General features: G+C 57.7%; 25 protein-coding genes. 15 read left to right on the top strand and 10 right to left on the bottom strand.

Annotation, left to right across the window (positions count from 1 at the left end; all coding sequences use genetic code 11):
* Positions 1 to 17 precede the first annotated feature (17 nt).
* Positions 18 to 440 carry a PaaI family thioesterase gene (locus QMG15_RS06410; protein ID WP_281790021.1) on the top strand — a complete coding sequence of 141 codons (423 nt, stop codon included), beginning with the start codon at positions 18 to 20 and terminating at the stop codon, positions 438 to 440.
* A gap of 46 nt (positions 441 to 486) precedes the next feature.
* On the opposite strand, the gene aqpZ is transcribed toward QMG15_RS06410, so the two are convergent.
* Entirely contained in the window at positions 487 to 1,176 is a 690-nt protein-coding gene (aqpZ, locus tag QMG15_RS06405) for an aquaporin Z (RefSeq protein WP_281790020.1), read from the bottom strand.
* A 149-nt stretch (positions 1,177 to 1,325) separates the two neighbouring features.
* Here aqpZ and QMG15_RS06400 point away from each other — a divergent pair, with 149 nt between their 5' ends.
* From QMG15_RS06400 to QMG15_RS06375, 6 genes are read left to right on the top strand one after another with little or no spacing between them, the layout of a single operon-like run.
* The gene (locus QMG15_RS06400; RefSeq protein ID WP_281790019.1) at positions 1,326 to 3,698 is read left to right on the top strand and encodes a Tex family protein; all 2,373 of its coding nucleotides are present in this window, start codon (positions 1,326 to 1,328) and stop codon (positions 3,696 to 3,698) included.
* Positions 3,699 to 3,713: 15 nt separating this feature from the next.
* Positions 3,714 to 4,787, top strand: coding sequence for a phospholipase (locus QMG15_RS06395; protein WP_281790018.1), 1,074 nt, complete (start codon positions 3,714 to 3,716; stop codon positions 4,785 to 4,787).
* Between the two features lie 9 nt (positions 4,788 to 4,796).
* Entirely contained in the window at positions 4,797 to 5,084 is a 288-nt protein-coding gene (locus tag QMG15_RS06390; protein ID WP_108358635.1) for a DUF1330 domain-containing protein, read from the top strand.
* 54 nt (positions 5,085 to 5,138) lie between these two features.
* Positions 5,139 to 6,092 (top strand): alpha/beta hydrolase, encoded by a 954-nt coding sequence (locus QMG15_RS06385; protein WP_281790017.1) that lies wholly within the window; start codon positions 5,139 to 5,141, stop codon positions 6,090 to 6,092.
* Positions 6,055 to 6,537, top strand: a complete 483-nt coding sequence (locus tag QMG15_RS06380) for a GNAT family N-acetyltransferase (RefSeq protein WP_281790016.1) — start codon at positions 6,055 to 6,057, stop codon at positions 6,535 to 6,537. Before QMG15_RS06385 ends, QMG15_RS06380 begins: the two co-directional genes overlap by 38 nt.
* A gap of 57 nt (positions 6,538 to 6,594) precedes the next feature.
* Positions 6,595 to 7,317 (top strand): hypothetical protein, encoded by a 723-nt coding sequence (locus tag QMG15_RS06375; RefSeq protein ID WP_281790015.1) that lies wholly within the window; start codon positions 6,595 to 6,597, stop codon positions 7,315 to 7,317.
* 27 nt (positions 7,318 to 7,344) lie between these two features.
* Here QMG15_RS06375 and QMG15_RS06370 read toward each other — a convergent pair whose 3' ends face one another.
* Positions 7,345 to 8,307, bottom strand: a complete 963-nt coding sequence (locus QMG15_RS06370; RefSeq protein WP_281790014.1) for a folate-binding protein — start codon at positions 8,305 to 8,307, stop codon at positions 7,345 to 7,347.
* Positions 8,308 to 8,357: 50 nt separating this feature from the next.
* Between QMG15_RS06370 and mltG the strand changes: the two genes are divergently transcribed.
* The 6 genes from mltG to QMG15_RS06340 are packed head-to-tail and all read left to right on the top strand — an operon-like array spanning position 8,358 to position 13,075.
* Positions 8,358 to 9,371, top strand: a complete 1,014-nt coding sequence (mltG, locus tag QMG15_RS06365; protein ID WP_281790013.1) for an endolytic transglycosylase MltG — start codon at positions 8,358 to 8,360, stop codon at positions 9,369 to 9,371.
* Positions 9,372 to 9,396: 25 nt separating this feature from the next.
* Positions 9,397 to 10,059: a dTMP kinase gene (gene tmk, locus QMG15_RS06360; protein WP_281790012.1), complete on the top strand. Its 663-nt coding sequence runs from the start codon at positions 9,397 to 9,399 to the stop codon at positions 10,057 to 10,059.
* Positions 10,056 to 11,075: a DNA polymerase III subunit delta' gene (locus tag QMG15_RS06355; protein ID WP_281790011.1), complete on the top strand. Its 1,020-nt coding sequence runs from the start codon at positions 10,056 to 10,058 to the stop codon at positions 11,073 to 11,075. The genes tmk and QMG15_RS06355 overlap by 4 nt, the downstream gene beginning before the upstream one ends.
* Positions 11,076 to 11,084: 9 nt before the next feature.
* Complete coding sequence (locus QMG15_RS06350) at positions 11,085 to 11,879, top strand: TatD family hydrolase (protein ID WP_281790010.1); 795 nt, start codon at positions 11,085 to 11,087, stop codon at positions 11,877 to 11,879.
* On the top strand, positions 11,876 to 12,541 hold the full coding sequence (locus QMG15_RS06345) for an ankyrin repeat domain-containing protein (protein WP_281790009.1): 666 nt from the start codon (positions 11,876 to 11,878) through the stop codon (positions 12,539 to 12,541). Before QMG15_RS06350 ends, QMG15_RS06345 begins: the two co-directional genes overlap by 4 nt.
* A gap of 36 nt (positions 12,542 to 12,577) precedes the next feature.
* Positions 12,578 to 13,075 carry a tripartite tricarboxylate transporter substrate-binding protein gene (locus QMG15_RS06340; protein WP_281790094.1) on the top strand — a complete coding sequence of 166 codons (498 nt, stop codon included), beginning with the start codon at positions 12,578 to 12,580 and terminating at the stop codon, positions 13,073 to 13,075.
* Positions 13,076 to 13,166: 91 nt separating this feature from the next.
* Here QMG15_RS06340 and QMG15_RS06335 read toward each other — a convergent pair whose 3' ends face one another.
* From QMG15_RS06335 to guaB, 8 genes are all read right to left on the bottom strand, one after another.
* Positions 13,167 to 14,096, bottom strand: a complete 930-nt coding sequence (locus QMG15_RS06335; protein ID WP_281790008.1) for an LD-carboxypeptidase — start codon at positions 14,094 to 14,096, stop codon at positions 13,167 to 13,169.
* 35 nt (positions 14,097 to 14,131) lie between these two features.
* Entirely contained in the window at positions 14,132 to 14,806 is a 675-nt protein-coding gene (locus QMG15_RS06330) for an SAM-dependent methyltransferase (RefSeq protein ID WP_281790007.1), read from the bottom strand.
* A gap of 2 nt (positions 14,807 to 14,808) precedes the next feature.
* On the bottom strand, positions 14,809 to 15,825 hold the full coding sequence (tadA, locus tag QMG15_RS06325) for a tRNA adenosine(34) deaminase TadA (RefSeq protein WP_281790006.1): 1,017 nt from the start codon (positions 15,823 to 15,825) through the stop codon (positions 14,809 to 14,811).
* Positions 15,822 to 16,442, bottom strand: coding sequence for an FMN-binding negative transcriptional regulator (locus tag QMG15_RS06320; RefSeq protein ID WP_281790005.1), 621 nt, complete (start codon positions 16,440 to 16,442; stop codon positions 15,822 to 15,824). Before QMG15_RS06320 ends, tadA begins: the two co-directional genes overlap by 4 nt.
* Positions 16,443 to 16,451: 9 nt before the next feature.
* Positions 16,452 to 16,823 (bottom strand): VOC family protein, encoded by a 372-nt coding sequence (locus tag QMG15_RS06315; RefSeq protein WP_108358622.1) that lies wholly within the window; start codon positions 16,821 to 16,823, stop codon positions 16,452 to 16,454.
* A 54-nt stretch (positions 16,824 to 16,877) separates the two neighbouring features.
* Entirely contained in the window at positions 16,878 to 17,135 is a 258-nt protein-coding gene (gene infA, locus QMG15_RS06310; protein ID WP_104797445.1) for a translation initiation factor IF-1, read from the bottom strand.
* Positions 17,136 to 17,234: 99 nt separating this feature from the next.
* Positions 17,235 to 18,851, bottom strand: coding sequence for a glutamine-hydrolyzing GMP synthase (guaA, locus tag QMG15_RS06305; protein WP_281790004.1), 1,617 nt, complete (start codon positions 18,849 to 18,851; stop codon positions 17,235 to 17,237).
* Positions 18,852 to 18,943: 92 nt separating this feature from the next.
* The gene (gene guaB / locus QMG15_RS06300; RefSeq protein ID WP_108402714.1) at positions 18,944 to 20,413 is read right to left on the bottom strand and encodes an IMP dehydrogenase; all 1,470 of its coding nucleotides are present in this window, start codon (positions 20,411 to 20,413) and stop codon (positions 18,944 to 18,946) included.
* A gap of 121 nt (positions 20,414 to 20,534) precedes the next feature.
* On the opposite strand from guaB, the gene QMG15_RS06295 reads away from it, so the two are divergent.
* Both QMG15_RS06295 and QMG15_RS06290 read left to right on the top strand, forming a co-directional pair.
* Positions 20,535 to 21,830 (top strand): TolC family protein, encoded by a 1,296-nt coding sequence (locus tag QMG15_RS06295; protein WP_281790003.1) that lies wholly within the window; start codon positions 20,535 to 20,537, stop codon positions 21,828 to 21,830.
* Positions 21,831 to 21,840: 10 nt separating this feature from the next.
* Positions 21,841 to 23,007, top strand: coding sequence for an efflux RND transporter periplasmic adaptor subunit (locus QMG15_RS06290; RefSeq protein WP_281790002.1), 1,167 nt, complete (start codon positions 21,841 to 21,843; stop codon positions 23,005 to 23,007).
* Positions 23,008 to 23,009: the final 2 nt, after the last annotated feature.

Raw genomic sequence — 23,009 nt, 5'->3', positions numbered from 1 at the left:
CCCACGAGGAGCACATCATGCAAGAAAGTTTTGGCGCCTACATTCCATTTGTCGACCATCTGGGTTTCGAGATGGTGTTCTTTGACGACGGCTTGTCCGAGCTGCGTTACACGCCCGAGCCCGAGCATTTGAACTCGTTCAACGTGACCCACGGCGGTGCGGTCATGACGCTGTTGGATGTCACCCTTGCCAGCGCCGCGCGCAGCGTGGACAGAGGCATGGGTGTGGTCACGATTGAGATGAAAACCTCGTTTTTGCAACCAGCGCGCGGCACACTCACCGCCAAAGGCCGGTTGATTCACCGCACACGCGGCATGGCGTTTACAGAAGGCACCTTGTACGACGCCGAAGGCAACGCCTGCGCGCATGCCACGGGCACCTTCAAATACGTGAACCGAGATGCAGCACCTGCTGAGCTACATGAGGTTTCCACGGACTAACAAAAAAACGCCCCTTGGGGCGTTTTTTGTTGGAAGCCGCAACGGCTTAGTTGTTGTCGTCTGAAATCAAACGATACGCCTGCGCACCTAACAACGCACCCACGATAGGGGCCAACCAAAACAGCCAAAGCTGAGACACAGCCCAATCGCCCACAAACAACGCCACACCTGTGCTGCGCGCAGGGTTCACCGAGGTGTTGGTGACGGGAATGCTGATCAAGTGAATCAAGGTCAAAGCCAAGCCAATGGCGATGGGAGCAAAGCCTGCGGGTGCTTTTTTGTCTGTAGAACCCAAGATCACCAGCAAGAAAAATGCGGTCATCACCACTTCACAGACCAAGGCTGCCAACAGGGTGTAGCCACCGGGTGAGTGTTCGCCGTAGCCGTTGGATGCAAAACCTGCCGCCACATTGAAACTGGCATTGCCTGATGCAATGACGTACAACACAGCTGCACCAGCAATCGCGCCCAACACTTGCGACACGATGTAGGGCACCAGTTGATTTGCGGGGAAACGGCCTGCCGCCCACAAGCCCACAGACACTGCGGGGTTCAAATGGCAACCAGAAATGTGGCCAATGGCAAACGCCATGGTCAGAACTGTCAAACCAAAAGCCAGCGAAACACCGTGCAAACCAATGCCGACGCCTGGGAAAGCCGCTGCCAAAACAGCACTGCCGCAACCGCCCAACACCAACCAAAACGTGCCCAAAAACTCTGCGCTGTAACGTTTCATTTCAAATCCCTTTTTGATGAACAATGAGAGTCCTACTTTAAGATGCTTGTAACCATTTTTAATTAACAAGTGTTAACTTATTTGTGTGTTTTGCCACCTATCCATTCAGGCAAAATTGCCGACTTTGACGAATTCCTGCGACTGAAAATATGCAAAAAATTACCCGCCAACTGGCGGACGAAATCAAGATTTCCGAAGCCCAAGTGCGCTCTGCTGTTGAGCTGCTCGATGGTGGTGCGACCGTGCCCTTTATTGCGCGTTACCGGAAAGAAGTCACGGGCGGCTTGGACGACATTCAATTGCGCGAACTCGAAGCCCGCCTGAGCTACCTGCGCGAGCTAGAAGACCGACGCGCCGCCGTCATCAAGAGCATTCAAGAACAAGGCAAGCTCACGCCCGAGTTGCTGGCCGCCATCGAAGCCGCGCCCACCAAGCAAGAGCTGGAAGACATTTACTTGCCCTTCAAGCCCAAGCGTCGCACCAAGGGCATGATTGCCAAAGAAGCGGGCTTGGAGCCACTGGCAGACAAGCTGTTTGCCGACCCTGCGCTGAACCCCAATGTGGAAGCCGAAGCGTTCATCTTGCCCGCAGGCAAGATTGAAGGGGCCGACTTCTCATCAGTGGCTGCTGTACTCGACGGCGTGCGCGACTTGTTGAGCGAGCGCTGGGCCGAAGACGCCGTTTTGGTGCAAAGCTTGCGCGAATGGCTCTGGACCGAAGGCTTGTTCCGCAGCAAGCTCGCCGCTGGTAAAGACGAAAACAACCCAGATGTGGCGAAGTTTCGCGACTACTTTGATTACGACGAGCCTGTGGGCCGCGTGCCCTCGCACCGCGCCTTGGCCGTGTTCCGTGGCCGTGCGCTGGAAATGCTCGATGCCAAGCTCGTTCTCCCCGTCGAGCCAGAACCCGGTAAGCCCAGCTTGGCCGAAGGCAAGATTGCCTTGCACCTCGGCTGGAGCCATTCCAGCAGGGCAGGGGACGACCTGATTCGCAAATGCGTGGCGTGGACATGGCGTGTGAAGCTGAGCCTATCCACCGAGCGCGACTTGTTCACGCGTCTGCGCGAAGAGGCCGAAAAAGTCGCCATCAAAGTGTTTGCCGACAACTTGCGCGACTTGCTGCTGGCTGCACCCGCTGGCCCGCGCGTGGTGATGGGCCTCGACCCAGGCATTCGCACCGGCGTGAAAGTGGCCGTGGTCGATGCCACTGGCAAGCTGGTGGAAACGTCCACCGTTTACCCGCACGAGCCCCGCAAAGACTGGGACGGTTCGCTCTACACCTTGGCCAAGCTGGCCGAGAAACACGGCGTGAACTTGATTGCCATTGGCAACGGCACTGCCAGTCGCGAGACCGACAAACTGGCAGGCGAAGTCATCAAACTCATGTCCAAACATGACGCGTCAAAAGTCATCGACAAAGTGGTGGTCAGCGAAGCGGGCGCGTCGGTGTACAGCGCCAGTGAATACGCCAGCCAAGAAATGCCTGATGTGGATGTGAGCCTGCGCGGCGCGGCCAGCATTGCGCGCCGCTTGCAAGACCCCTTGGCCGAGCTGGTGAAGATCGACCCCAAATCCATCGGCGTGGGCCAGTACCAACACGATGTGAACCAAAGCGAACTCGCCCGCACCCTCGAAGCCGTGGTGGAAGACTGCGTGAACAAAGTGGGGGTTGACCTGAACACCGCCAGCGTGCCCTTACTCACGCGCGTGTCTGGCTTGAGCACCACCACCGCCAAAGCCGTGGTGCGTTGGCGCGAAGCCAATGGTGCGTTTGCCAACCGTCAGCAGTTGCTCAAAGTCACCGGCCTCGGCGCGAAAACGTTTGAGCAAAGCGCGGGCTTCTTGCGCATTCGTGATGGCGACAACCCGTTGGACATGACTGCGGTGCACCCCGAAACCTACCCAGTGGTCGAGCGCATCATGGCGCAAACTGGCAAGCCCGTGGCCGAGCTGATGGGCCGCGCTGACATGCTCAAAACCTTGAAGCCCGAGCTGTTTGCCAACGACACCGTGGGCGTCATCACCGTCAAAGACATCTTGAGCGAACTCGAAAAGCCAGGCCGCGACCCGCGCCCCGACTTCAAAGTGGCCAAGCTGCAAGACGGCGTAGAAGACATCAAAGACCTGAAGGTCGACATGGTGCTCGAAGGTACCGTCAGCAACGTGGCCGCCTTTGGCGCGTTTGTCGACTTGGGCGTGCACCAAGACGGCTTGATTCACGTCAGCCAACTCAGCAACAAGTTCATCACCGACGCCCGCGAAGTGGTGAAGACCGGCGACATCATCAAGGTCAAAGTGCTGGAAGTGGACGTGGCCCGCAAACGCATCAGCCTCACCATGAAAATGGATGGCGCGCCTGCCAAGCGCGATGGACCACGCGACAACCGCTTTGAGCATGCTGGGCGCGACAACCGCCAGCGCGGTGGCGGCGGCTACAGCAGTGGCTACACCGCGCCACCACAAGCGGCAGCGGGCTCGGCCATGGCGAGTGCATTTGCCAAGCTGCAAGGTTTGAAGAAGTAATCACAAGGCCACGCTTTGAAAGCACTGCACATCTACGCTGGCCCCAAAGCCTTGGCCCACATCGAGGCCAATGGCTTGAGACCCGAACACATTCGCGTCATTCCCGCTGCGGCGGGTGGGCCCAAGGGTTTGATACTCGGACCACTGGACCGTTTTTTGTTTGGCGAGTGGTTGCCCCAAAGCACGCAGCCTATCGATTTGGTAGGTGCATCCATCGGCGCGTGGCGCATGGCCACTGCGTGTTTGGATAACCCCGTGCAAGGCTTTGATCGCCTGTCGCACGACTACATCCACCAAGAGTACAAAGTGCCCGAGGGCCAAAAGCGCCCTAGTGCCAAACAGGTGAGTGACGAGTTCAGCCAAACCCTGCAAGCGTTTTATGGTGGCCATGTCAACGAAGTGCTGAACAACCCGCGCTACCGCCTGCATGTGGTGACCTCGCGTGGCAAACACATCCTGCACCACGAGCACCCGCTGCTCACGCCTTTGGGCTACGCAGGCGCCTACCTGTGCAACGCCGTCAAGCGCAAAGCGATGGACGCGTGGTTAGAGCGTGTGGTGTTCTCTAGCCGTGGCGAACTGCCATTTGATGCCTCTGACTTTGCCACCCAACACATGACGCTGAACGAGCGCAACTTCATGGCCGCGCTGCAAGCCAGTTGCTCCATTCCGTTTGTGCTGCAGGCCGTGCACGACATTCCTGATGCACCCACGGGCGCGTATTGGGACGGCGGCATCACCGACTACCACTTGCACCTCAACTACAACGGCTTGGCTAAAAGCCCGTTGGTGCTGTACCCCCATTTTCAAAAAGCCGTGGTGCCCGGCTGGCTAGACAAAGCATTGAAATGGCGGCACAAGTCCACGCCGTTTTTAGACAACACCATCGTCTTGGCCCCCAACCCCGAGTGGGTCAAAACCTTGCCCAATGGCAAACTGCCTGACCGCAGTGACTTTGTGAGCTATGCCTCTGACTTTGAGGGGCGGGTGAAGGTTTGGAAAGATGCGGTGAGCGCGAGTGAGCAAATGGCTCACGAATTTGCAGACTGGTTGGTCAATCCAAACTGGGCTACTGTTCATCCTCTTTAAGGAATTGACATGCGTCACGCTTACGTCGTCGGTCAAATGACCGTGAAGAACGAAACCAAATGGGCCGAATACCGCGGTCAAGTCTTGGCTACCTTGACGCCTTGGGGCGGCGAACTGGTGTTCCGTGGCCAACAGGCCAGAGCGCTGTCTGGCGAGTGCCCGCATGCCGATATCGTGGTCATTCGGTTTCCCTCGCTCTCTGATGCCGATGGCTGGCATCACTCGGCGGCATATCAGGCGCTGATCCCGCTGCGCCAAGAAGCGGCACATGTGGTGCTGACCACTTACGAGGCGTAACGAACGTCTGTGCCGGCCATCAGCCAATAACCAGTCTTTTCAAAGCGAATCTCCATGAGCCACTCACGCAACCCGCAAAGCCTGTTGACCCCCGCCATGCGCGATGTGTTGCACGCCATTGCCAAAGCAGGCCGCCCACCCATGGCGCTGCTCACGCCCGAGCAAGCCAAACAAGCCTACGCCTTGGGTGCCGGTGTGCTGGAAGTGAACGCACAAAAAATGGCGCGAGACGACACGCTGCACATTCCCACGCGCGATGGGGCCACGCTGCGCGCCAAGCTGTGGGCCGAGCACGCCAAGCCCAACTTGCCGGTGCTGTTGTACTTTCATGGCGGCGGCTTCACCGTGGGCAGCCCCGAAACGCACGAGGCGCTGTGCAAACACCTGGCCCATTTGGCGCACTGTGCCGTGGTGTCGTTGGACTATCGCCTTGCGCCCGAACACACATTTCCCACGGCGCACCACGATGCCTTGGATGCCTTGCAATGGCTGGCCGCCAACGCCACCAGCCTTGGGCTAGACGCCACACGCATCGCCATAGGCGGCGACAGTGCGGGCGGCACGCTCACCGCGGCCACCGCCATTGGCGCGCGCGATGCGGGCATTGACTTGAAGCTACAGCTCATGTTCTACCCCGGCTGCTCGCCCGAACACATGCGGTCGGCCCATACGTTTGACAAAGGCTTTTTGCTGGAAAAAGCCAGCATCGACTACTTCTACAGCCATTACATGCCCAATGCTGCCGACCGCCAGGACCCGCGCTTTTCGCCCTTGCTGGCCGACGTGTCGGATGTGGCGCCTGCTTGGTTGGGCTTGGCCGAATGCGACCCGCTGGTGGACGAAGGCGTGGCCTATGCCGACCATCTGCGTTTGGCGGGTGTGCCCGTAGACCTTGAAATTTACAAAGGTGTGGTGCACAGCTTCATCCAAATGGGACGCGTGATTCCCGAAGCACTGACCGCACACATGGATGCTGGACGCGCGTTGCGACACGCGTTTGGGGTGTGACGTGATGACGATGACTTACATCGAGATTGGCGAATGGTCCTTGATGCAAACCGCTGCCCAAGCAGTACGCACCGCCGTGTTTGTGCAAGAGCAGGGCATCGCCCCCGAAGACGAATGGGATGCGGATGACGCCACAGCTTTGCACGCCGTGTTGTTGGATGGGAATGGCCAGCCGCTAGGCAATGCCCGTTTGTTGCAACCTTGCGCCAACACAGCCAAAGTAGGGCGCATGGCGGTGCTGCGCGAGATGCGCGGCAAAGGCTACGGCGCGCGATTGCTGCAAGCGCTACTGCTAGAGGCGCGCCGGCGCGGCAACCAAGAAGTGCGTCTCAATGCACAGCGAACGGCGGAAAGGTTTTATGCGGCTCACGGCTTTGCAGTGGTGGGGACGCCGTTTGATGAGGTCGGCATACCGCATGTGGAAATGCGTTTGAGCTTGGTGTGACTGACGTTACGACCGTGTGAAAATATGCGCGATTCAAACTTTGAGAAAAATACCTTGATGAACATCGTTCAGCGCTTTCTTCCCATCACTTTCGCAGTCGCCACCGCTATGGCGATCAGCCCCCAAGCGACAGCGGCTGACTTGAGTAACTTCAACACCCTCAGCCAAGCCGAGTTTTTAGCCGTGAGCAAAGACCTCGCAGCAGTGACCAGCACCAAAGCCATTGAGCCAGCCGCACCTTTGGGCTTGACAGGCTTTGATGTCAGCGCATCCAGCACCCTGACAAAAATTCAAGACGGTGCCGCTTGGGCCAAAGTGTCTGGTGACAACGCGAGCAACTTGATCCAAACCAAGTTATCGGTTAGCAAAGGCTTGTCTGGCGGCTGGGATGTGGGCGGCTTTGTGGCCAAAGTGCCGTCAACCAATGTGTCGGTCGCTGGCGTCCATGTGAAATACGCCTTGCTGGAAGGCAACGCCATCACGCCCGCTATTGCGCTGCGCGGCAGCCACAGCCGCATGGGCGGTGTGTCGGGCATGGAACTCAACAACACTGGATTTGATGTGTTGGTTTCCAAAGGCTTTGTGGGCTTCACACCCTATTTAGGCGTCGGCACGGTTTACTCAAGCGCCAAAGCCACAGGCCAGAGCAATGAAAGCTTCACGCAAAGCAAGTCGTTTGTGGGCATGAGCTGGAACGTGTTGCTGGTCAATCTCTCTGCCGAGTACGACCGCACGGGTAAAAACGCCTCTGTGGGTTTGAAGGCCGGCCTTCGTTTCTAAAACGCGCAGCGCGTTGCGCGCGACATGTCAAATGTCGTCGCGCAGCGTATAAGGCAATGGCAACAGGCTCAGCACTGGGCCATCTGCCGCACCCAAATGCAAGCTGCTGTTTTCAGTGGCACTGAGTTGCAGCTCAAGCACCGCCACATGGCTCGCACCATCGCTGGCCGCTTGCGCCACCAGACCACAAGGCTGCGTGGCATCCAAGCTGGAAAACACTTCTTGGCCAGCGGCCATGGGCGCGGCGCTTTGTGCGATGAACGCACGGCGTTTCAAGGTGCCACGGAACTGGCTGCGCGCCACGATTTCTTGGCCGGGATAGCAGCCTTTTTTGAAGTTCACGCCATCGACTGATTCGTAGTTGAGCATCTGCGGCACAAAGGCTTCGAAGGTCGCCAGCTCGACCCATGCAATGCCGCTCATCACTTCACCCACTTGCCACAGGTCTGCGCTGAGGGCTGGGCCTGTTGGCGCTGCCACGTCTTTGGGGGCAAGCCACAAGGCGCGGGGTTGGCCAAGGGCAGGGTAGAGGGTCAGCACATCTGCACTGGGCGATTCACCTGCGTTGAGGACAAATCGTTGCCATGGGGCCATTGACGTGGCTGCTGCGTTGCCGAGGACCGATGCAACAGTGTCACCAACCAAACCCAGCAACTGAAACTCATCGCTGGCATCGCTCAGCTTGGCTTTGGCACGCAGCACAAACATCGACAAGCGTTTGACAGTTTGGGCCATCAGGTCTTTGCGGCAAATCAGCAGCACTTCTTCGGCGGAACGTTTGTAAATCACAAAGCTCGCTTGCATGCGGCCTTTGGCGTTGCAAAAGGCAGCCAAGCGGCATTGGCCGTCTTTCATCAACAGCACATCGTTGGTGAGCTGGTTGTGCAAAAAGCTGGCTGCGTCTGCACCTGCAGCGCGGATGATGCCGAGGTGAGGCAGGGGAGCGATGCCGTTCAAAGGCGCGGAGGTGGAAAAATCGTTCAAAGACATGGGTGAATTATCATGCCCGCTTGATTAACGTGATTGGACATAGGGTTGTGATGCGGCTCATCAAGCGAATCTTTTGGACGGTGTTGAGTCTGGCCCTGTTGCTGTCGGCGGCCTCTGGCTGGTGGGTGTTGACCCCCATGTCGCTGTCCACACCTACCGTGGACTTGTCCATCGAGCCACAAACGCCGGTGCGTGGCATTGCCCAAGCCGTCGCCGATGCGGGGGTGGATGTGCAGCCCGTGGTGCTGTATGCATTTTTCCGTGCCAGCGGCCAGTCGCGCAAACTGCGCGCGGGCAGCTATGAGCTGAGCCAAGGCAACACACCGCTTGATTTGCTGCGCAAACTCAGCCGTGGCGAAGAAAGCCTCAAAGCCATCAGCCTGATTGACGGCTGGACGTTTCGCCAATTCCGAGCCGCACTGGCCAAAGCCGAAGGCCTCAAGCACGACGCCAAAGACCTGAGCGATGACGCGTTGATGGCCAAGCTGGGCATGCCAGGCGTGGCGCCCGAAGGCCGCTTTTTCCCCGACACCTACACCTACGGCAAAGGCACGTCCGAGCTGCATGTGATGGAACGCGCCGCCAAGGCCATGAACAAGCAACTCGCCGCTGCGTGGAAGTTGCGTGGCCCCAATATTCAATTGAAAACGCCTGAAGAAGCCTTGGTTTTGGCCAGCATCGTTGAAAAAGAAACAGGCCGCGAGAGCGACCGCACCACCATCAGTCGCGTGTTTCACAACCGTTTGGCCGTGGGCATGCCGCTGCAAACCGACCCCACCGTGATTTATGGCATGTTCGACAACTTCGATGGCAACCTGCGCCGCGCCGACCTGCGCACCGACCACCCATGGAACACCTACACCCGCAAAGGCCTGCCACCCACGCCCATTGCCATGCCTGGACGCAACGCGCTCAAAGCCGCCGTACAACCTGCTGCCAGCAACGCGCTGTACTTTGTGGCCAAGGGTGATGGCACCAGCTATTTCAGCGCGACGCTGGAAGAACACAACTCTGCCGTCAATCGTTACCAACGCAAAACCTCCGGCGCAGGAACAGGGCAATGAAGCCGAACAGGCAAAATAGCGGGCTATGACAAAAACAGGTCTGTTCATCAGTTTTGAGGGCATCGACGGTGCGGGCAAGTCCACGCACATCGATGGCTTGGCCGCGGCGTTCAAAGCGCAGGGCCGTCAAGTCACGCTCACCCGCGAGCCCGGCGGCACGCCTTTGGCCGAAAAGCTGCGCGAGATGGTGCTGCACGACGCGATGGATGCGCTGACCGAGGCCTTGCTGATCTTTGCGGCCCGCCGCGACCATTTGCAAAACGTGATTGAGCCTGCGTTGGCGCGCGGTGATGTGGTGCTGTGTGACCGCTTCACGGACGCCACGTTTGCCTATCAAGGCAGTGGCCGTGGCTTTGATTTGAGCGTGCTCAAACAGCTTGAGCAATGGGTACAAGCGATTCCCACTGACGCAGTCAGCCCTTCAAGCAACGGTTTGCGTCAACCCGATGTGACCGTGTGGTTTGAACTCGACCCGGCCATCGCCGCCGTCCGCCTAGCCGGTGCACGTGTCCCCGACCGGTTCGAGGCGCAACCCGTTGAGTTCTTCCAAAAAGTATCTGATGGCTATGCTGCCCGCGCCCAAGCGGACGCGCAACGCTTTGTGCGCCTAGACGCCGCCCAAACCCGTGAAGCCGTTTGGCAGCAACTGCATCAGAACTTTGTGCAGCGCGGCTGGTTGGCCGCATGACCGAAACCACCACACACGCCAGGCCTGTGCTCAGCCCTTGGCTGCAAGGCCAGCTCACCACCTTGCTCGAGCGACGCGGCCACGCGTGGCTGCTGCAAGGCCCATCGGGCTTGGGTCAATACACGCTGGGCCTAGAGCTGGCCCGTGCTTGGCTGTGCGAAGCCCCAACCAAGCAGGGCGCTTGCTACCAATGCCGCAGCTGTCACGCTGTGGATGTGCGCACCCATGCCGACCTGCGCACGCTCATGCCCGAAGCCTTGGCCTTAGAGCTGAACTGGCCTCTTGACGAGAAAACCCAGAAAGACCTCGACGACAAAAAGCGCAAACCCAGCAAAGAAATTCGCGTCGAAGCTGCACGCGACATGGTGGCTTTCAGCCAGCAAACGCGCTCGGGTGGTTCGACCAAAGTGGTGTTTGTGTACCCCGCCGAGCGCATGAACCATGTGACGGCCAACACCATCCTCAAAACGCTGGAAGAACCACCGGGCGAATGCCGCTTTGTGCTGGCCAGCGAAGCGGCCCATCAGCTGTTACCCACGATCCGCAGCCGTTGCCAAACCCACACCATGATTTGGCCCTCCGAGGCCGAGTCATTGAGCTGGCTGCAAACCCAAGGCGTACCCGCCGCCGATGCCGCCGTGTTGCTGCGCGCTGCGGGTGGTCGCCCCGAAGATGCGCTCGATCTGGCCAATGCAGGCCTCAAAGCCGCCATTTGGGCCGGCTTACCCAAAGCCGTGCTGCGTGGGGATGTGGGCGCGGTGTCTGACGCCACGCCATCGCAGGCCATCGCCATGCTGCAAAAGCTGTGTCACGACTTGTTGGCTTTGCGCACCGGCGGCGAGCCACGCTTCTTCATGGCGGCAGATTTACCGGCTGCTGGCACTGTGAATTCGCTCACCCAATGGTCCAAAGACTTGATGGATGCTGCCCGCACCTCCGAGCACCCGTACAACGCAGGCTTGATGTTTGAAGCCTTGGTGGCGCGTGCGCAAACGGCCCTGCGCGCCAAAGACTAAATAAGAAATATGTTCACCGATTCCCATTGCCACCTGAATTTTCCAGAGCTGGCCGAAAACATCCACACCATCCGCGACGACATGGCCAAAGCCCAAGTCACGCGTGCCTTGGTCATCAGCACCACACTCGAGCGCTTTCCCGAAGTGCACGGCTTAGCCACGCAGTTCGACAACTTCTGGGCCACCGTGGGCGTGCACCCCGACAACGAAGGCGTGCAAGAACCCACGCTCGACGACCTGCTGACCCGCGCCAAATTGCCCAAAGTGGTAGGCATTGGTGAAACCGGCCTCGACTATTTCCGCTTGGGCGAGCGCACCGTGGCCGACATGGAATGGCAACGCAACCGCTTTCGCATCCACATCCAGGCTGCTCAGCAAACCCAGCTGCCTTTGGTCATCCACACCCGCAGCTCGTCGGCAGATACCGTGGCGATTTTGAAAGAGCAGGGTGAAGATGGCTCAGCCGGCAGTGCAGGGGGCGTGTTTCACTGCTTCACCGAAACCGCCGACGTGGCCCGTGCTGGCTTGGACCTCGGCCTGTACATCTCGTTTTCAGGCATCTTGACCTTCAAAAACGCCCAAGACTTGCGCGATGTGGCGAAGTTTGTGCCGATGGACCGCATCTTGATCGAGACCGATAGCCCGTATTTGGCGCCTGTGCCGCACCGTGGCAAGACCAACAACCCGTCTTATGTGCCGTTTGTGGCGAAGCAGATTGCCGAGATCAAAGGCATGTCCGTGGAAGCCGTGGCCGAAGCCACCAGCCGCAATTTTGACCAACTTTTCAGTGCTGTTTTAAAATGAGAAATTGCTTTAAGTATTTTCTTTATCTATATGTTTTTGTTGGATATTCTTTATCCAATGCAGGTTCGTATGATGACTTCATCTCGGCACTTCACTTTGACAAGCCAGAAGTCATCGAAAAGCTACTGGCCCGTGGTTTTGATCCCAATACACCCAACGAGAAAGGCATTCCTGGCTTGCTGGTTGCGCTTCAATCTGAGTCACCCAAGTCTGCGCTGGTTTTAGCGAAGCACCCGCAAACGCAAGTCAATGTGCAAAACCACTTGGGTGAAACCCCATTGATGCTGGCGGCCATCCATAACCAGCTGGCGCTGGCCAAGCTGCTGATTGATCGCGGTGCCGATGTGAACCGAGCAGGCTGGACGCCGCTGCATTACGCCTCTACCCGTGGTCACCGCGACATGATGCGTTTGCTGCTAGACAACGACGCCTACATTGATAGCGAATCCGCCAACGGCACCACACCGTTGATGATGGCGGCTTATTCAGCACCGCCATTGGCTGTGAAGCTGCTGCTGGAGGAGGGGGCCGACCCGACCTTGGTGAATCACGGCAATGCCGCTGCCTTGGATTTGGCATTGCGTGCTGATCACCAACAAAGCGCGTTCTACATTCGCGCATTCATTGAATCTTGGTATATTCAAAATCCAATCAAAGAATAGCCTCACTCAATAGGCAATCTATTTACATACTGACACATAACTAATGGCACGCCGCCGCATTTGGCAGGCGAGTTGTTCAACCAAAGCACCGGCACATCCATCACGCACATCCCGTACCGTGGGTCGGCGCCTGCGCTGCAAGACGTGATGGCCAGCCAAGCCGACTTTGTCTTTGATCCGGGCATTGCTTTCCCACACATCAAAGCCGGCAAGGTCAAGCTGCTGGCAGTGGCCAGTGACAGAAAATCACCGTTCTTCCCAGATGCGCCAACTTATGCTGATTTGGGCATTCAAAATGCCAGCTTAGACATCTGGTTTGGCATTTGGTCGCCCAACAAAGTGCCTGCTGAGATCACCAACCGTTTGTCACGTGAGGTGAGCAAAGCCTTGGCAGCACCCGCGCTCAAACAACGATTCGCGGACCTTGGCGCCGAATCCACACCTTTGGAAACAGCCGCTTTTCGCAAGCTGTTGGCCGACGAGGGCAAGACGCTGTCAAGCCTGATCAAGGAACGCAATATCGTGGCTGATTGAACATAACCTGAGAGAGCCGCACCAGATGCGGTTTTCTCTGCTTCTTTAACTTTACATAATATACATCGTATCAAACAATACGTGTCGAAAGTTAATGGTCTGTATGCGCCCAAAGCAGCAACGCATCACGGTCTTCCACGACCAGATCAATCTTTTGGCCCAGAGGCAAGCACAGCTTGGTTGGCACGTGCCCGAACGGCAAATCGGTCAACACCGGCGCTTTGATCTGCGTGCGCAACCAATCGATCACGCTTTGCAGCTTGAAGCCTTTGTCGTGCGGCGTGAGTTTGTAATTGTTGAATTGGCCCAACACAATTGCTTTTTGCTGGGCCAACACACCGGCGTGCAACAACTGCGTGAGCATGCGCTCAATGCGGTATGGGTGTTCGCCCACATCCTCAAGAAACAACACGCCGTTTTTGATGTGCGGGAAATAGGGCGTGCCGAGCAAAGAAACCAACACAGCCAAGTTACCACCCCACAGCACCGCATCGTGCGCCCACACGCCGGGGCGGCGCTTGGCGTTGGCCGTGGCGCACGCGGTAGAGAAATGCCAACCCGCGCCCTCACCCTGCCCGCTGACCATGTCGTCAAAACAGGCTTCCATGATGTCGTCGGGTTGTTCTGCACCAAAGTCTTCACCCAATGCAGGGCCAGCCCAAGTGACGGCACCAGTTTTCGCCAATAGTGCGTTTTGGAAAGCCGTGAAGTCGCTCAAGCCCACAAACTGCGTGCCTTTGGCAATGGCTTTGGCCACTTGCTTGTATTTAATGCCGGGCAAGATGCGTGTGAGGCCGTAGCCGCCACGAGAAATCAAGGCCACATTGGCGCCGCTGTCTGCTGCGCGGTGAATGGCCGCCAAGCGGGTGGCATCGTCACCGGCAAAACGGGTGTGGCTGCTGAGTGCGTCTGCATCGAGTTCGACCTCGTGACCGAGTTTTTTCAGGCGTGCGACGCCTCGTTTGAAAGCTGCTTTGTCGCGCACCGCGCCGCTGGGGGAATAGATGTAAATGTGGGCCATCCACACATTGTCGCGGCAAATTTACGGGTGTTGACTCAACCGCGTGTGTAATGCAGCAAGCGACCGCGATACGCACTCAAGTCTTGCAGCGGTTCGTTCATGATGATTTCTGTCACAGAAAATCCCATATGGGCCATGTCACGGTGAAACGCACTGCGGTTGCCGCGATTGGGGTCAATGATGAGCACTTCAGCGCCCTCTGCTGCATGCTCTTGAATGAAACCAGACAGCTGTACAGGGTGACTACGCTCGTACAGCACATCGCTGGCAATGAGCAAGTCAAACGCGCCCAGGCCTTTGTTCACCCTGCCCCAGTTGCCCGTTTCGTAATGTAGAGGCGGCAATTCGTTCAGCAACACATTGGCATTGAGAAAAGTCTCGGTCAATGGGTGGCAATCACTGGCGGTGATGTTGCCCTCACGGCGGTGCACCACCAAGCTGGCCAAGCCTAAACCGCACCCGACTTCCAACACGCGCTTATCTTTGAGTTCCCAGGTTTGCATGAGGTCTGCCAACTTTTGCGCCGAGGGCCAGACCAAACCAAACAAGGGCCAAGTGGCTGATGAAATACCGGCATCAAATGCCAAGCCCAGTGGGTCAAAAAACTGTTGCTTGTCGAGCAAGGAACGGATTTGCAAATCAGCCCCCCCTCCTACACCGACCCTCTGAAACTTCACTTCGTAACCGATGGGGGGTGTGGCGTTGGGCATGATTAACTTCGTTCAGGTGGCGGCGTCGGTGCAGCCAACAAAGTGCTCAAAGCACGAGGACCGGCCATGTGGCCATGGTCGGGATATGGGGCATCACGCAGGGCGGCAGGCAGTGCAGACGTTTCCATCCAATGAATAGGCAAAGCCAACTTGGCGAGCAGCGGTGCCATCACACGCGGCACATGCAAGGCCACGGGTGCGGGCTGCACACTGGCCAAAAACTGTTGCAGCACTTGGGCGTGCCAAGCGATGCGATGGGCTGCCACTTTTTTGGGCTTATCGGACAAGCCAAAGCCAGGCAAATCCAAAGCAATCACAGGTGCTGACGATTGCAACTGAGCGGCGTATTGCAAGCTCCAGCCATCGAGCCCGTGTAGATAAACGTGCGGCGCAGATTGGCCGTCTTGTCGGTTGTCAAACCAATGCAGGCGCAAGCCTTCTAAGGCAGGCAAATCTGCCGTGAAGCGCGACATCGCCAAGGGCACATCTAGCCCTGCAAATGCACCATCAGGCGTGCGCAAAGCGTCATCACGCAACGGAACCTTGCTGAGTTGCTGATGCGCACGGCGTTGCTCAAAAAAGCTTTTCAGCACTTGAGCGCAGTCGTCGGCCAAAACGCCCCCCGTGACTTGGGTTTGATGGTTGATTTGCTCATGCGCAAACAAATTCAGCACTGAACCCGCTGCGCCCGTTTTAGGCTCAGTCGCACCAAACACCACGCGCTTGAAACGTGCATGCAACGCCGCTCCGCTGCACATGGCGCAAGGCTCTAGCGTCACATACAAAGTGCAGTCGTCCAGCCGATAGTTGCCCAGTGCTTGGGCTGCGGCACGCATGGCATTGACTTCTGCATGCGCTGTTGGGTCGTGGCGGGTCAGTGGCGCATTGTGGCCGGAGGCGATCACCTGCCCTGCCCTCACCACCACGGCGCCGACGGGCACTTCGCCCGCGTCTGCAGCCGCTTGCGCTTGGCGCAGGGCGAGCTGCATGAAGCCAATGTCTTCGGGCGAATGCGTCATGGGTGGACCATCCCCAGCTTCACCATCCACTCGGCCAAAGCTTGCTCATCCGCAGTGCCCTGTGCATACGCAACATGCATGGCCGCGTGTGATTCAGGCCGATGTTGGTTGAGTTTGAGCTTGCATTGCAAGTCGGTGATGCGCAGCTCAAACGCCACGATGGCGCTGAGCATTTTGTTTTGGTAATCCTCGGCCAAGCCTCGCCATTGCGCGGCATAAGGAGGTTCGTGGTCAGCAATGAGTTGCTTCAGCAAACGGTCTTTGGCTTGCGGCCCTTCCACCAACGTGGCTTCGACTTTGGCATGCACCGCCAAGTAGCTCCACGTCGGCACACGCGTGAGGTCTGGGTATACCTTGGGCGACATATAGGCCTGCGGGCCCATAAACGTCACCAATGCTTGGGGGCGCGCTTGCAAGTAGCGCCAATGCGGATTGGCTTTAGCGCAGTGGCCCAGCAACACATGCTGGCCACCGACCTGCGTCAAATGAAGGGGGATGTGCGTGACGCACGGGAAACCCGCGTCGTCCACACTGATGAGGCTTGCAAACGGATGCGCCCGCATAAGAGCGAGCGCATGTGCCTCATCGTTGGCATTGAACTGCTGTGGCAGGTACACGCAATGCCTTTAGTGTTGCGCGCAAAACGCGGCAATCTTGTTGCCATCTAAATCACGGAAATAACAGCCGTAGTAACCACCGCCGCGCAGGCCGGGGGCGCCTTCGTCAGTGCCACCCAGTTCTAGGGCTTTGGCGTGCAAGGCGTGGACGAGGTCTTGGCTTGCGACCGTCAAGGCCACCATGTTGCCATTGCCCACGGTTGCGGGCTGACCATCAAAAGGGGTAAGGACGCTGAACATCGGTTGGCCAGGCTGGATGCCCCAACCGATGCCTCGGTCCATTTCAAAGAAACGTTTGCCGCTGATCAGCGCAAACAAAGCGTCGTAAAACGCAGCTGCGCGGGACAAATCATTGGTACCGATGCAGGTGTGACTGATCATGTGAGCCTCTTGGTAAATTGCCCAACGGCAACGCACCGCAAGGCGGTTGCACAGTTAGAAGCGGCGTTTGACCGCTGGGCCTGGGCCCTTGCCTTCGATGTGACGGAAAGTCACACGGGCTTTATTCATGTCGTAGGGAGACAGTTCGACCGTGACTTTGTCGCCTTCGATGATGCGGATGCGGTGCAGGCGCATTTTGCCGGCGGTGTATGCGATCAGTGAGTGACCGTTTTCCAGGGTGACGCGGTAGCGAGAGTCGGGCAAGACCTCGGTCACGACACCCTTCATTTCGATCATTTCTTCTTTTGCCATGTACTCAGTGTTCTCTAATTTAAAAATTCAAGCCCAAAACGGGCGATTAACCAACAGCCTCCGATTGTAGGCTGTTCCCTCTGTGGGCTTATTGACCTGTCATTCCCACTCGATCGTGGCCGGTGGCTTTGAAGACACGTCGTAAGTCACGCGGTTGATGCCACGCACTTCGTTGATGATGCGGCCCGACACTTTCTTGAGCAGCGCATAGGGCAGCTCGGCCCAGTCTGCCGTCATGAAGTCGCTGGTTTGCACGGCGCGCAAAGCCACCACGTAGTCGTAAGTGCGGCCATCGCCCATCACGCCCACGCTCTTGACTGGCAAGAACACGGTGAAAGCTTGGCTGGTCAAGGCGTACCAAGATTTACCTGTGGCCTCGTCTTTGAAGTTGTGCAGTTCTTCGATGAAGATGGCGTCGGCACGGCGCAGCAAGTCGGCGTATTCCTTCTTCACTTCACCCAAGATGCGCACGCCCAAGCCTGGGCCTGGGAATGGGTGGCGATACACCATGTCGTGGGGTAGCCCTAAGGCCACGCCAAGTTCGCGCACTTCGTCTTTGAACAATTCGCGCAAAGGTTCCAACAATTTGAGGCCCAGTTGTTCAGGCAAACCGCCCACGTTGTGGTGGCTCTTGATGGTGACGGCTTTTTTGCTCTTGGCGCCGCCGCTTTCAATCACGTCGGGGTAAATCGTGCCTTGGGCGAGGAAGGTGGCGCCTTTGTGCCCACCGTCGCCGGCTTTGAGTTTGGCCGCTTGTTCCTTGAACACGTCCACAAACAAACCGCCAATGATTTTGCGTTTGGCCTCTGGCTCGCTCACGCCAGCCAATTTGCCCAAGAACAAGTCGCTGGCATCCACGCGAATGACGTGTGCGTGCAACTTACCCACAAACATGTCCATCACCATGTCGCCTTCGTTCAGGCGCAACAAGCCGTGGTCCACAAACACACAGGTGAGTTTGTCGCCAATGGCGCGGTGAATCAGGGCTGCGGCCACGGATGAATCCACGCCGCCGGACAGGCCCAAGATGACTTCTTCGTCACCCACTTGTTGACGAATCGCGGCCACCGCTTCTTCGATGTAGTCGCCCATGATCCAGTCTGGGCGTGTGCCGCAAATATCCAACACAAAGCGGTTCAACAAGGCTTGGCCTTGCACCGTGTGCGTGACTTCGGGGTGGAACTGCACTGCGTAAAACTTGCGCACTTCGTCAGCCATACCGGCGATGGGGCAAGCTGGCGTTGACGCCATCACCTTGAAGCCTTCGGGAAGCTGCGTGACCTTGTCGCCATGGCTCATCCAAACCTTGAGCATGCCGTGACCTTCGGGCGTGTTGAAGTCTTCAATGCCTTTGAGCAGTTCGGTGTTGCCGTGGGCGCGCACTTCGGCGTAGCCAAACTCGCGGGTGGTGCCCGCTTCGACCTTGCCGCCCAACTGGGTGGCCATGGTCTGCATGCCGTAGCAAATGCCCAGCACGGGCAAGCCCAGTTCAAACACGGCGTCAGGGGCGCGGTCGTCCACCTCGTACACGCTGGCGTGGCTGCCTGAGAGGATGATGCCCTTCAGGTTGCCGTCTTTGGCGTACTCGCGCACCCAGTCGCTGGTCACGTCGCAAGGATGAACTTCACAGAACACATGGGCCTCGCGCACGCGGCGGGCGATGAGTTGGGTGACTTGAGAGCCGAAATCGAGGATGAGGATTTTTTGGTGCGACATAAATAAAAAAGGGCCGTCAAGTGGCCTAGGTCGTTATTGTCTCAAAAAACAAAGCCACCCCGAAGGGTGGCTTGCCGTGGAACACTTAAAGCTTATTCAGCACGATAGTTCGGCGCTTCTTTGGTGATTTGCACGTCGTGCACATGGCTTTCACGGATGCCAGCAGCCGTGATTTCCACAAATTGAGACTCTTCGTGCATGGCCTCGATCGTGGCGCAGCCGCAGTAGCCCATGCTGGCGCGCAATCCGCCGGCCATTTGGTAAATGATCGAGACGACCGAGCCTTTGTAGGGCACGCGGCCTTCGATGCCTTCAGGCACCAGTTTGTCAGCGTTGGGGTTGCCGGTGCTGGACTCCTGGAAGTAGCGGTCTGCACTGCCCTGCTGCATCGCGCCAATCGAGCCCATGCCACGGTAGCTCTTGTAGCTACGGCCTTGGAACAACACGATTTCGCCGGGCGCCTCTTCGGTGCCTGCAAACATGCCGCCCATCATCACCGTGCCCGCGCCGGCGGCGATGGCTTTGGCAATGTCGCCGCTGTAGCGAATGCCGCCGTCAGCAATCAATGGCACGCCCGTGCCTTTGAGGGCTGTGGCCACGCTGTCCACCGCCATGATTTGGGGCACGCCCACGCCCGCCACGATGCGGGTGGTGCAAATGGAACCGGGGCCAATACCCACCTTCACGCCGTCAGCACCGGCTTCGACTAAAGCCAAAGCGGCTGCACCCGTAGCAATGTTGCCACCGATGACTTCGATGTGGGGGTAGTTTTGTTTGACCCAACGCACGCGTTCGATCACGCCTTTGCTGTGGCCGTGCGCGGTGTCCACCACGATGGCGTCCACACCAGCGCGAGACAGTGCCTCGACACGTTCTTCAGTGCCCTCACCCACACCCACGGCAGCGCCTACGCGCAACTTGCCTGCGGCGTCGCGTGCGGCATTGGGAAAGTTGAGTTGTTTGGTGATGTCTTTGACGGTGATGAGGCCCTTCAGCTCAAACGCGTCGTTGACGACCAGCAAGCGCTCCAGCTTGTGCTTGTTCAACAAATGCTTGGCTTGCTCAGGCGTCGTGCCTTCGGGCACGGTGATCAGGCGCTCACGCGGCGTCATGATTTCGCTCACACGTTGGTCGTAGCGGGTCTCAAAGCGCAAATCGCGGCCGGTGACGATACCCACCACTTTGCCGCCGTCGCACACGGGGAAACCAGACACGCCCAGCTCTTCAGACAGCGCCATGACTTGGCGCACGGTCGTTTCGGGGGTGATGACCACAGGGTCGCGCAACACGCCGGATTCATAGCGCTTGACCTTGGCCACTTGGGCCGCTTGCTCTTGCGCGGTGAGGTTTTTGTGCACGATGCCAATGCCGCCTTCTTGCGCGATGGCAATGGCCAAGCGCGCTTCCGTCACGGTGTCCATGGCCGCAGAGACCAAGGGCAAGTTCAGGCGAATGTTGCGGGTGAATTGGGTCGCAAGCGACGTGTCCTTGGGCAGGACTTGGGAGAAGGCTGGCACCAACAACACGTCGTCGAAGGTGAGGGCTTTGCCGAGAAGGCGCATGGTGATGGCTCCAAAAACAGCATTGTACGTAAGGGGTAAACACAGCTTGTATACAGCGCTGCCGGTACTTTACACAGGCTTTATTCCTTAAAGACCAGATGGCATTTGGCCTTGAACGACAATGACTTTCAACATTTGCAAACTTCGTATGAAGGTGATTCGTTTGACATCGCATCCTAAAAAACAACTAACCGCCCTGCTGCTTTGCATCACTGCCACATTTGGCAATTTGGCTTTCGCTGAATCTGCAAAACTCAGTTTGCCTGACTTAGAAAGCATGATGTTCAACCAAAGCCCTGCACTGCGTGGGGCAAGCAATGCGGTCGATGCGGCACGCGCCGCAGTGGACACAGCGCGCACGATACCGAACCCACAAATTGAAGTGATGAATGGCACGCGCAAGCCACGCCCTGACAACACGACCGGCGCTGTCAATGGCAATGTCAAATCCATCAGCATCACCCAAGATTTGGACATGCCTTGGCATCGTTTCCCCCGTGTGGACGGCGCGTTAGCTGGCTACTCCGCGGCACAAGCCAACGAACAATCGTTCAGGGCTGACATGCGTGCCCAGTTGCGCTTGCGTTACTACGATTTGGTGCGCCGCACAGCTGAAAACCGCGTAGCGGCAGAAGACGTGAAGTTGATGGAGGGCATCCACAAACGCATCGCCCTGCAAGTGGAAACGGGCGAGAAAGCACGGTTTGAACTGGTCAAAGCCAACGCCGAATTGCTGAACGCGCAAAAAATGCAAGAGTCTGCAGGCTTGCGTGTGCGCCAAGCACGTGGTGCCTTACGCGCCTTGGTGGGTGTGCAATTGCCCGAGAGCTTTGAAGTGCAAGAGCAAACCCACACCTTTGCGCCCCCCTCCCCCCTCAACGAAGTACGTGACGAAGTGCTGAAAAGCAACCCAGAACTGCAACGCACACGTGCAGAACGACAACAACTCGATCGCAAGCTGAGCGAAGAAAAAGCTTTGCGCTTTCCTAAATTTGCGCTGCGTGCCGATCAGGACCAAGATCCTGAGTGGCGCAGCAAACGCATCGGCGTGGCGATGAATCTCCCACTGTGGGACTGGCGTGGGGGCCCTGTGGGGGAAGCCGCCGCCAAGCTTTCGCAATCCGACAACCAAATGGCCTACCAAGAGTTTTCATTGCTGCAATCACTGGAAGCGGCCTATCAGCAATACGACATTGCCAATGCCCAAGTGGTGGCCTTAGAAGGTGGCATCGTGCGTCACGCAGCCAACGCGCTGCGCATCGCCGAGCTGGCCTACAAAGCGGGTGAGAAGAGCTTTCTTGACGTGATGGACGCACAGCGCGTGTACCGCGCTGCACGTAACGAACTCATCACTGCACAGTTTGAACTGGCAGGTGCATGGGCTGAAATCGAACGTCTGCGCGCAACCACTCATTGATGAACGCTTCATGAATTTCAACAATCAAAAATTACGCCTACTGTCGGCTGTTGTGTTGTCGGCTGTCTTGGCCCTGTCTGCTTGCAAAAAAGCCACTGTTCAAGAGGCCGCCAACAGCAGCAGTGATGCCATGCGCGTGTTTGCGCCTGAGACATTGAAAGCTCAAATCCAGGTGGCTGAAGTGCTGAGTCACGACTTGTCGGACACTTTGCGTGTCGCTGGCCAGATTGACTTTGATGAACAAGCCCTCACCCGCATTGGTGCGAGCGTGACAGGGCGTGTCACTCAAATTCAGGCACAGCTGGGCCACGTGGTGAACAAGGGTGACACGCTGGCCTTGATCAACAGCAGTGAACTCTCTGGTTCTCAACTGGCTTACCTCAAAGCACGCTCAGAAAAAGAGCTGCATCGCCGCAATGTGGAACGTGCCAAAACACTGTTTGACGCGGACGTCATCAGCGCAGCCGAACTACAACGTCGTGAAAACGAATACGAAATTGCCTCGGCAGAAACGCGCGCAGCCCAAGATCAATTGCGCGTGTTGGGCGTGAGCGCCAAAGCCATTGAACGTCTGGCTTCAACCGGAACCATCGACTCTGTGGCGGGTGTCGTGGCCACCATCAAAGGCGTGGTGGTTGAGCGAAAAATCGCGGCTGGCCAAGTGGTGCAGCCGTCAGATGTGTTGTTTGCAGTGGCCGACTTGAGCCGTGTGTGGGCCGTGGCCCAAGTGCCCGAGCAGCAAGTGAGCCAAGTCAAAGTGGGTCAATCGGTGAGCATTGAAGTGCCAGCCCTTGCCAATGAAAAACTGGTGGGCAAACTCATTTATGTGGGCCAAACCGTCAACCCGGATACCCGCACCGTGCTGGTTCGCACCGAGCTGGACAACAGCAGCGGTCGCCTCAAGCCATCCATGTTGGCCTCCATGTTGATCGAATCCGCACCTGTGTCGCGCGTGGTCGTCCCCATCACGGCGGTGGTTCGACAAGACGAGGTGGACCACGTGTTTGTGGAGGAGTCCAACAATTACTTTCGCCTCATTCCGGTCAAGTTAGCGGCTGAGCAAAACGGCCAGCGCGTGGTGTTGGAAGGCCTCAAACCAGGCATGCGCATCGTCTCAGAAGGTGCATTTCATTTGAACAACCATCGCAATCTCGCTGAGATGGAAAACGGGGGCTAAGC

Origin of the sequence: Limnohabitans sp. INBF002, assembly GCF_027924905.1 — a bacterium.
GTDB lineage: Bacteria > Pseudomonadota > Gammaproteobacteria > Burkholderiales > Burkholderiaceae_C > Limnohabitans.
The sequence above is the reverse complement of the archived record's forward strand: the minus strand, read 5'-3'. Positions and strand labels throughout refer to the sequence as shown.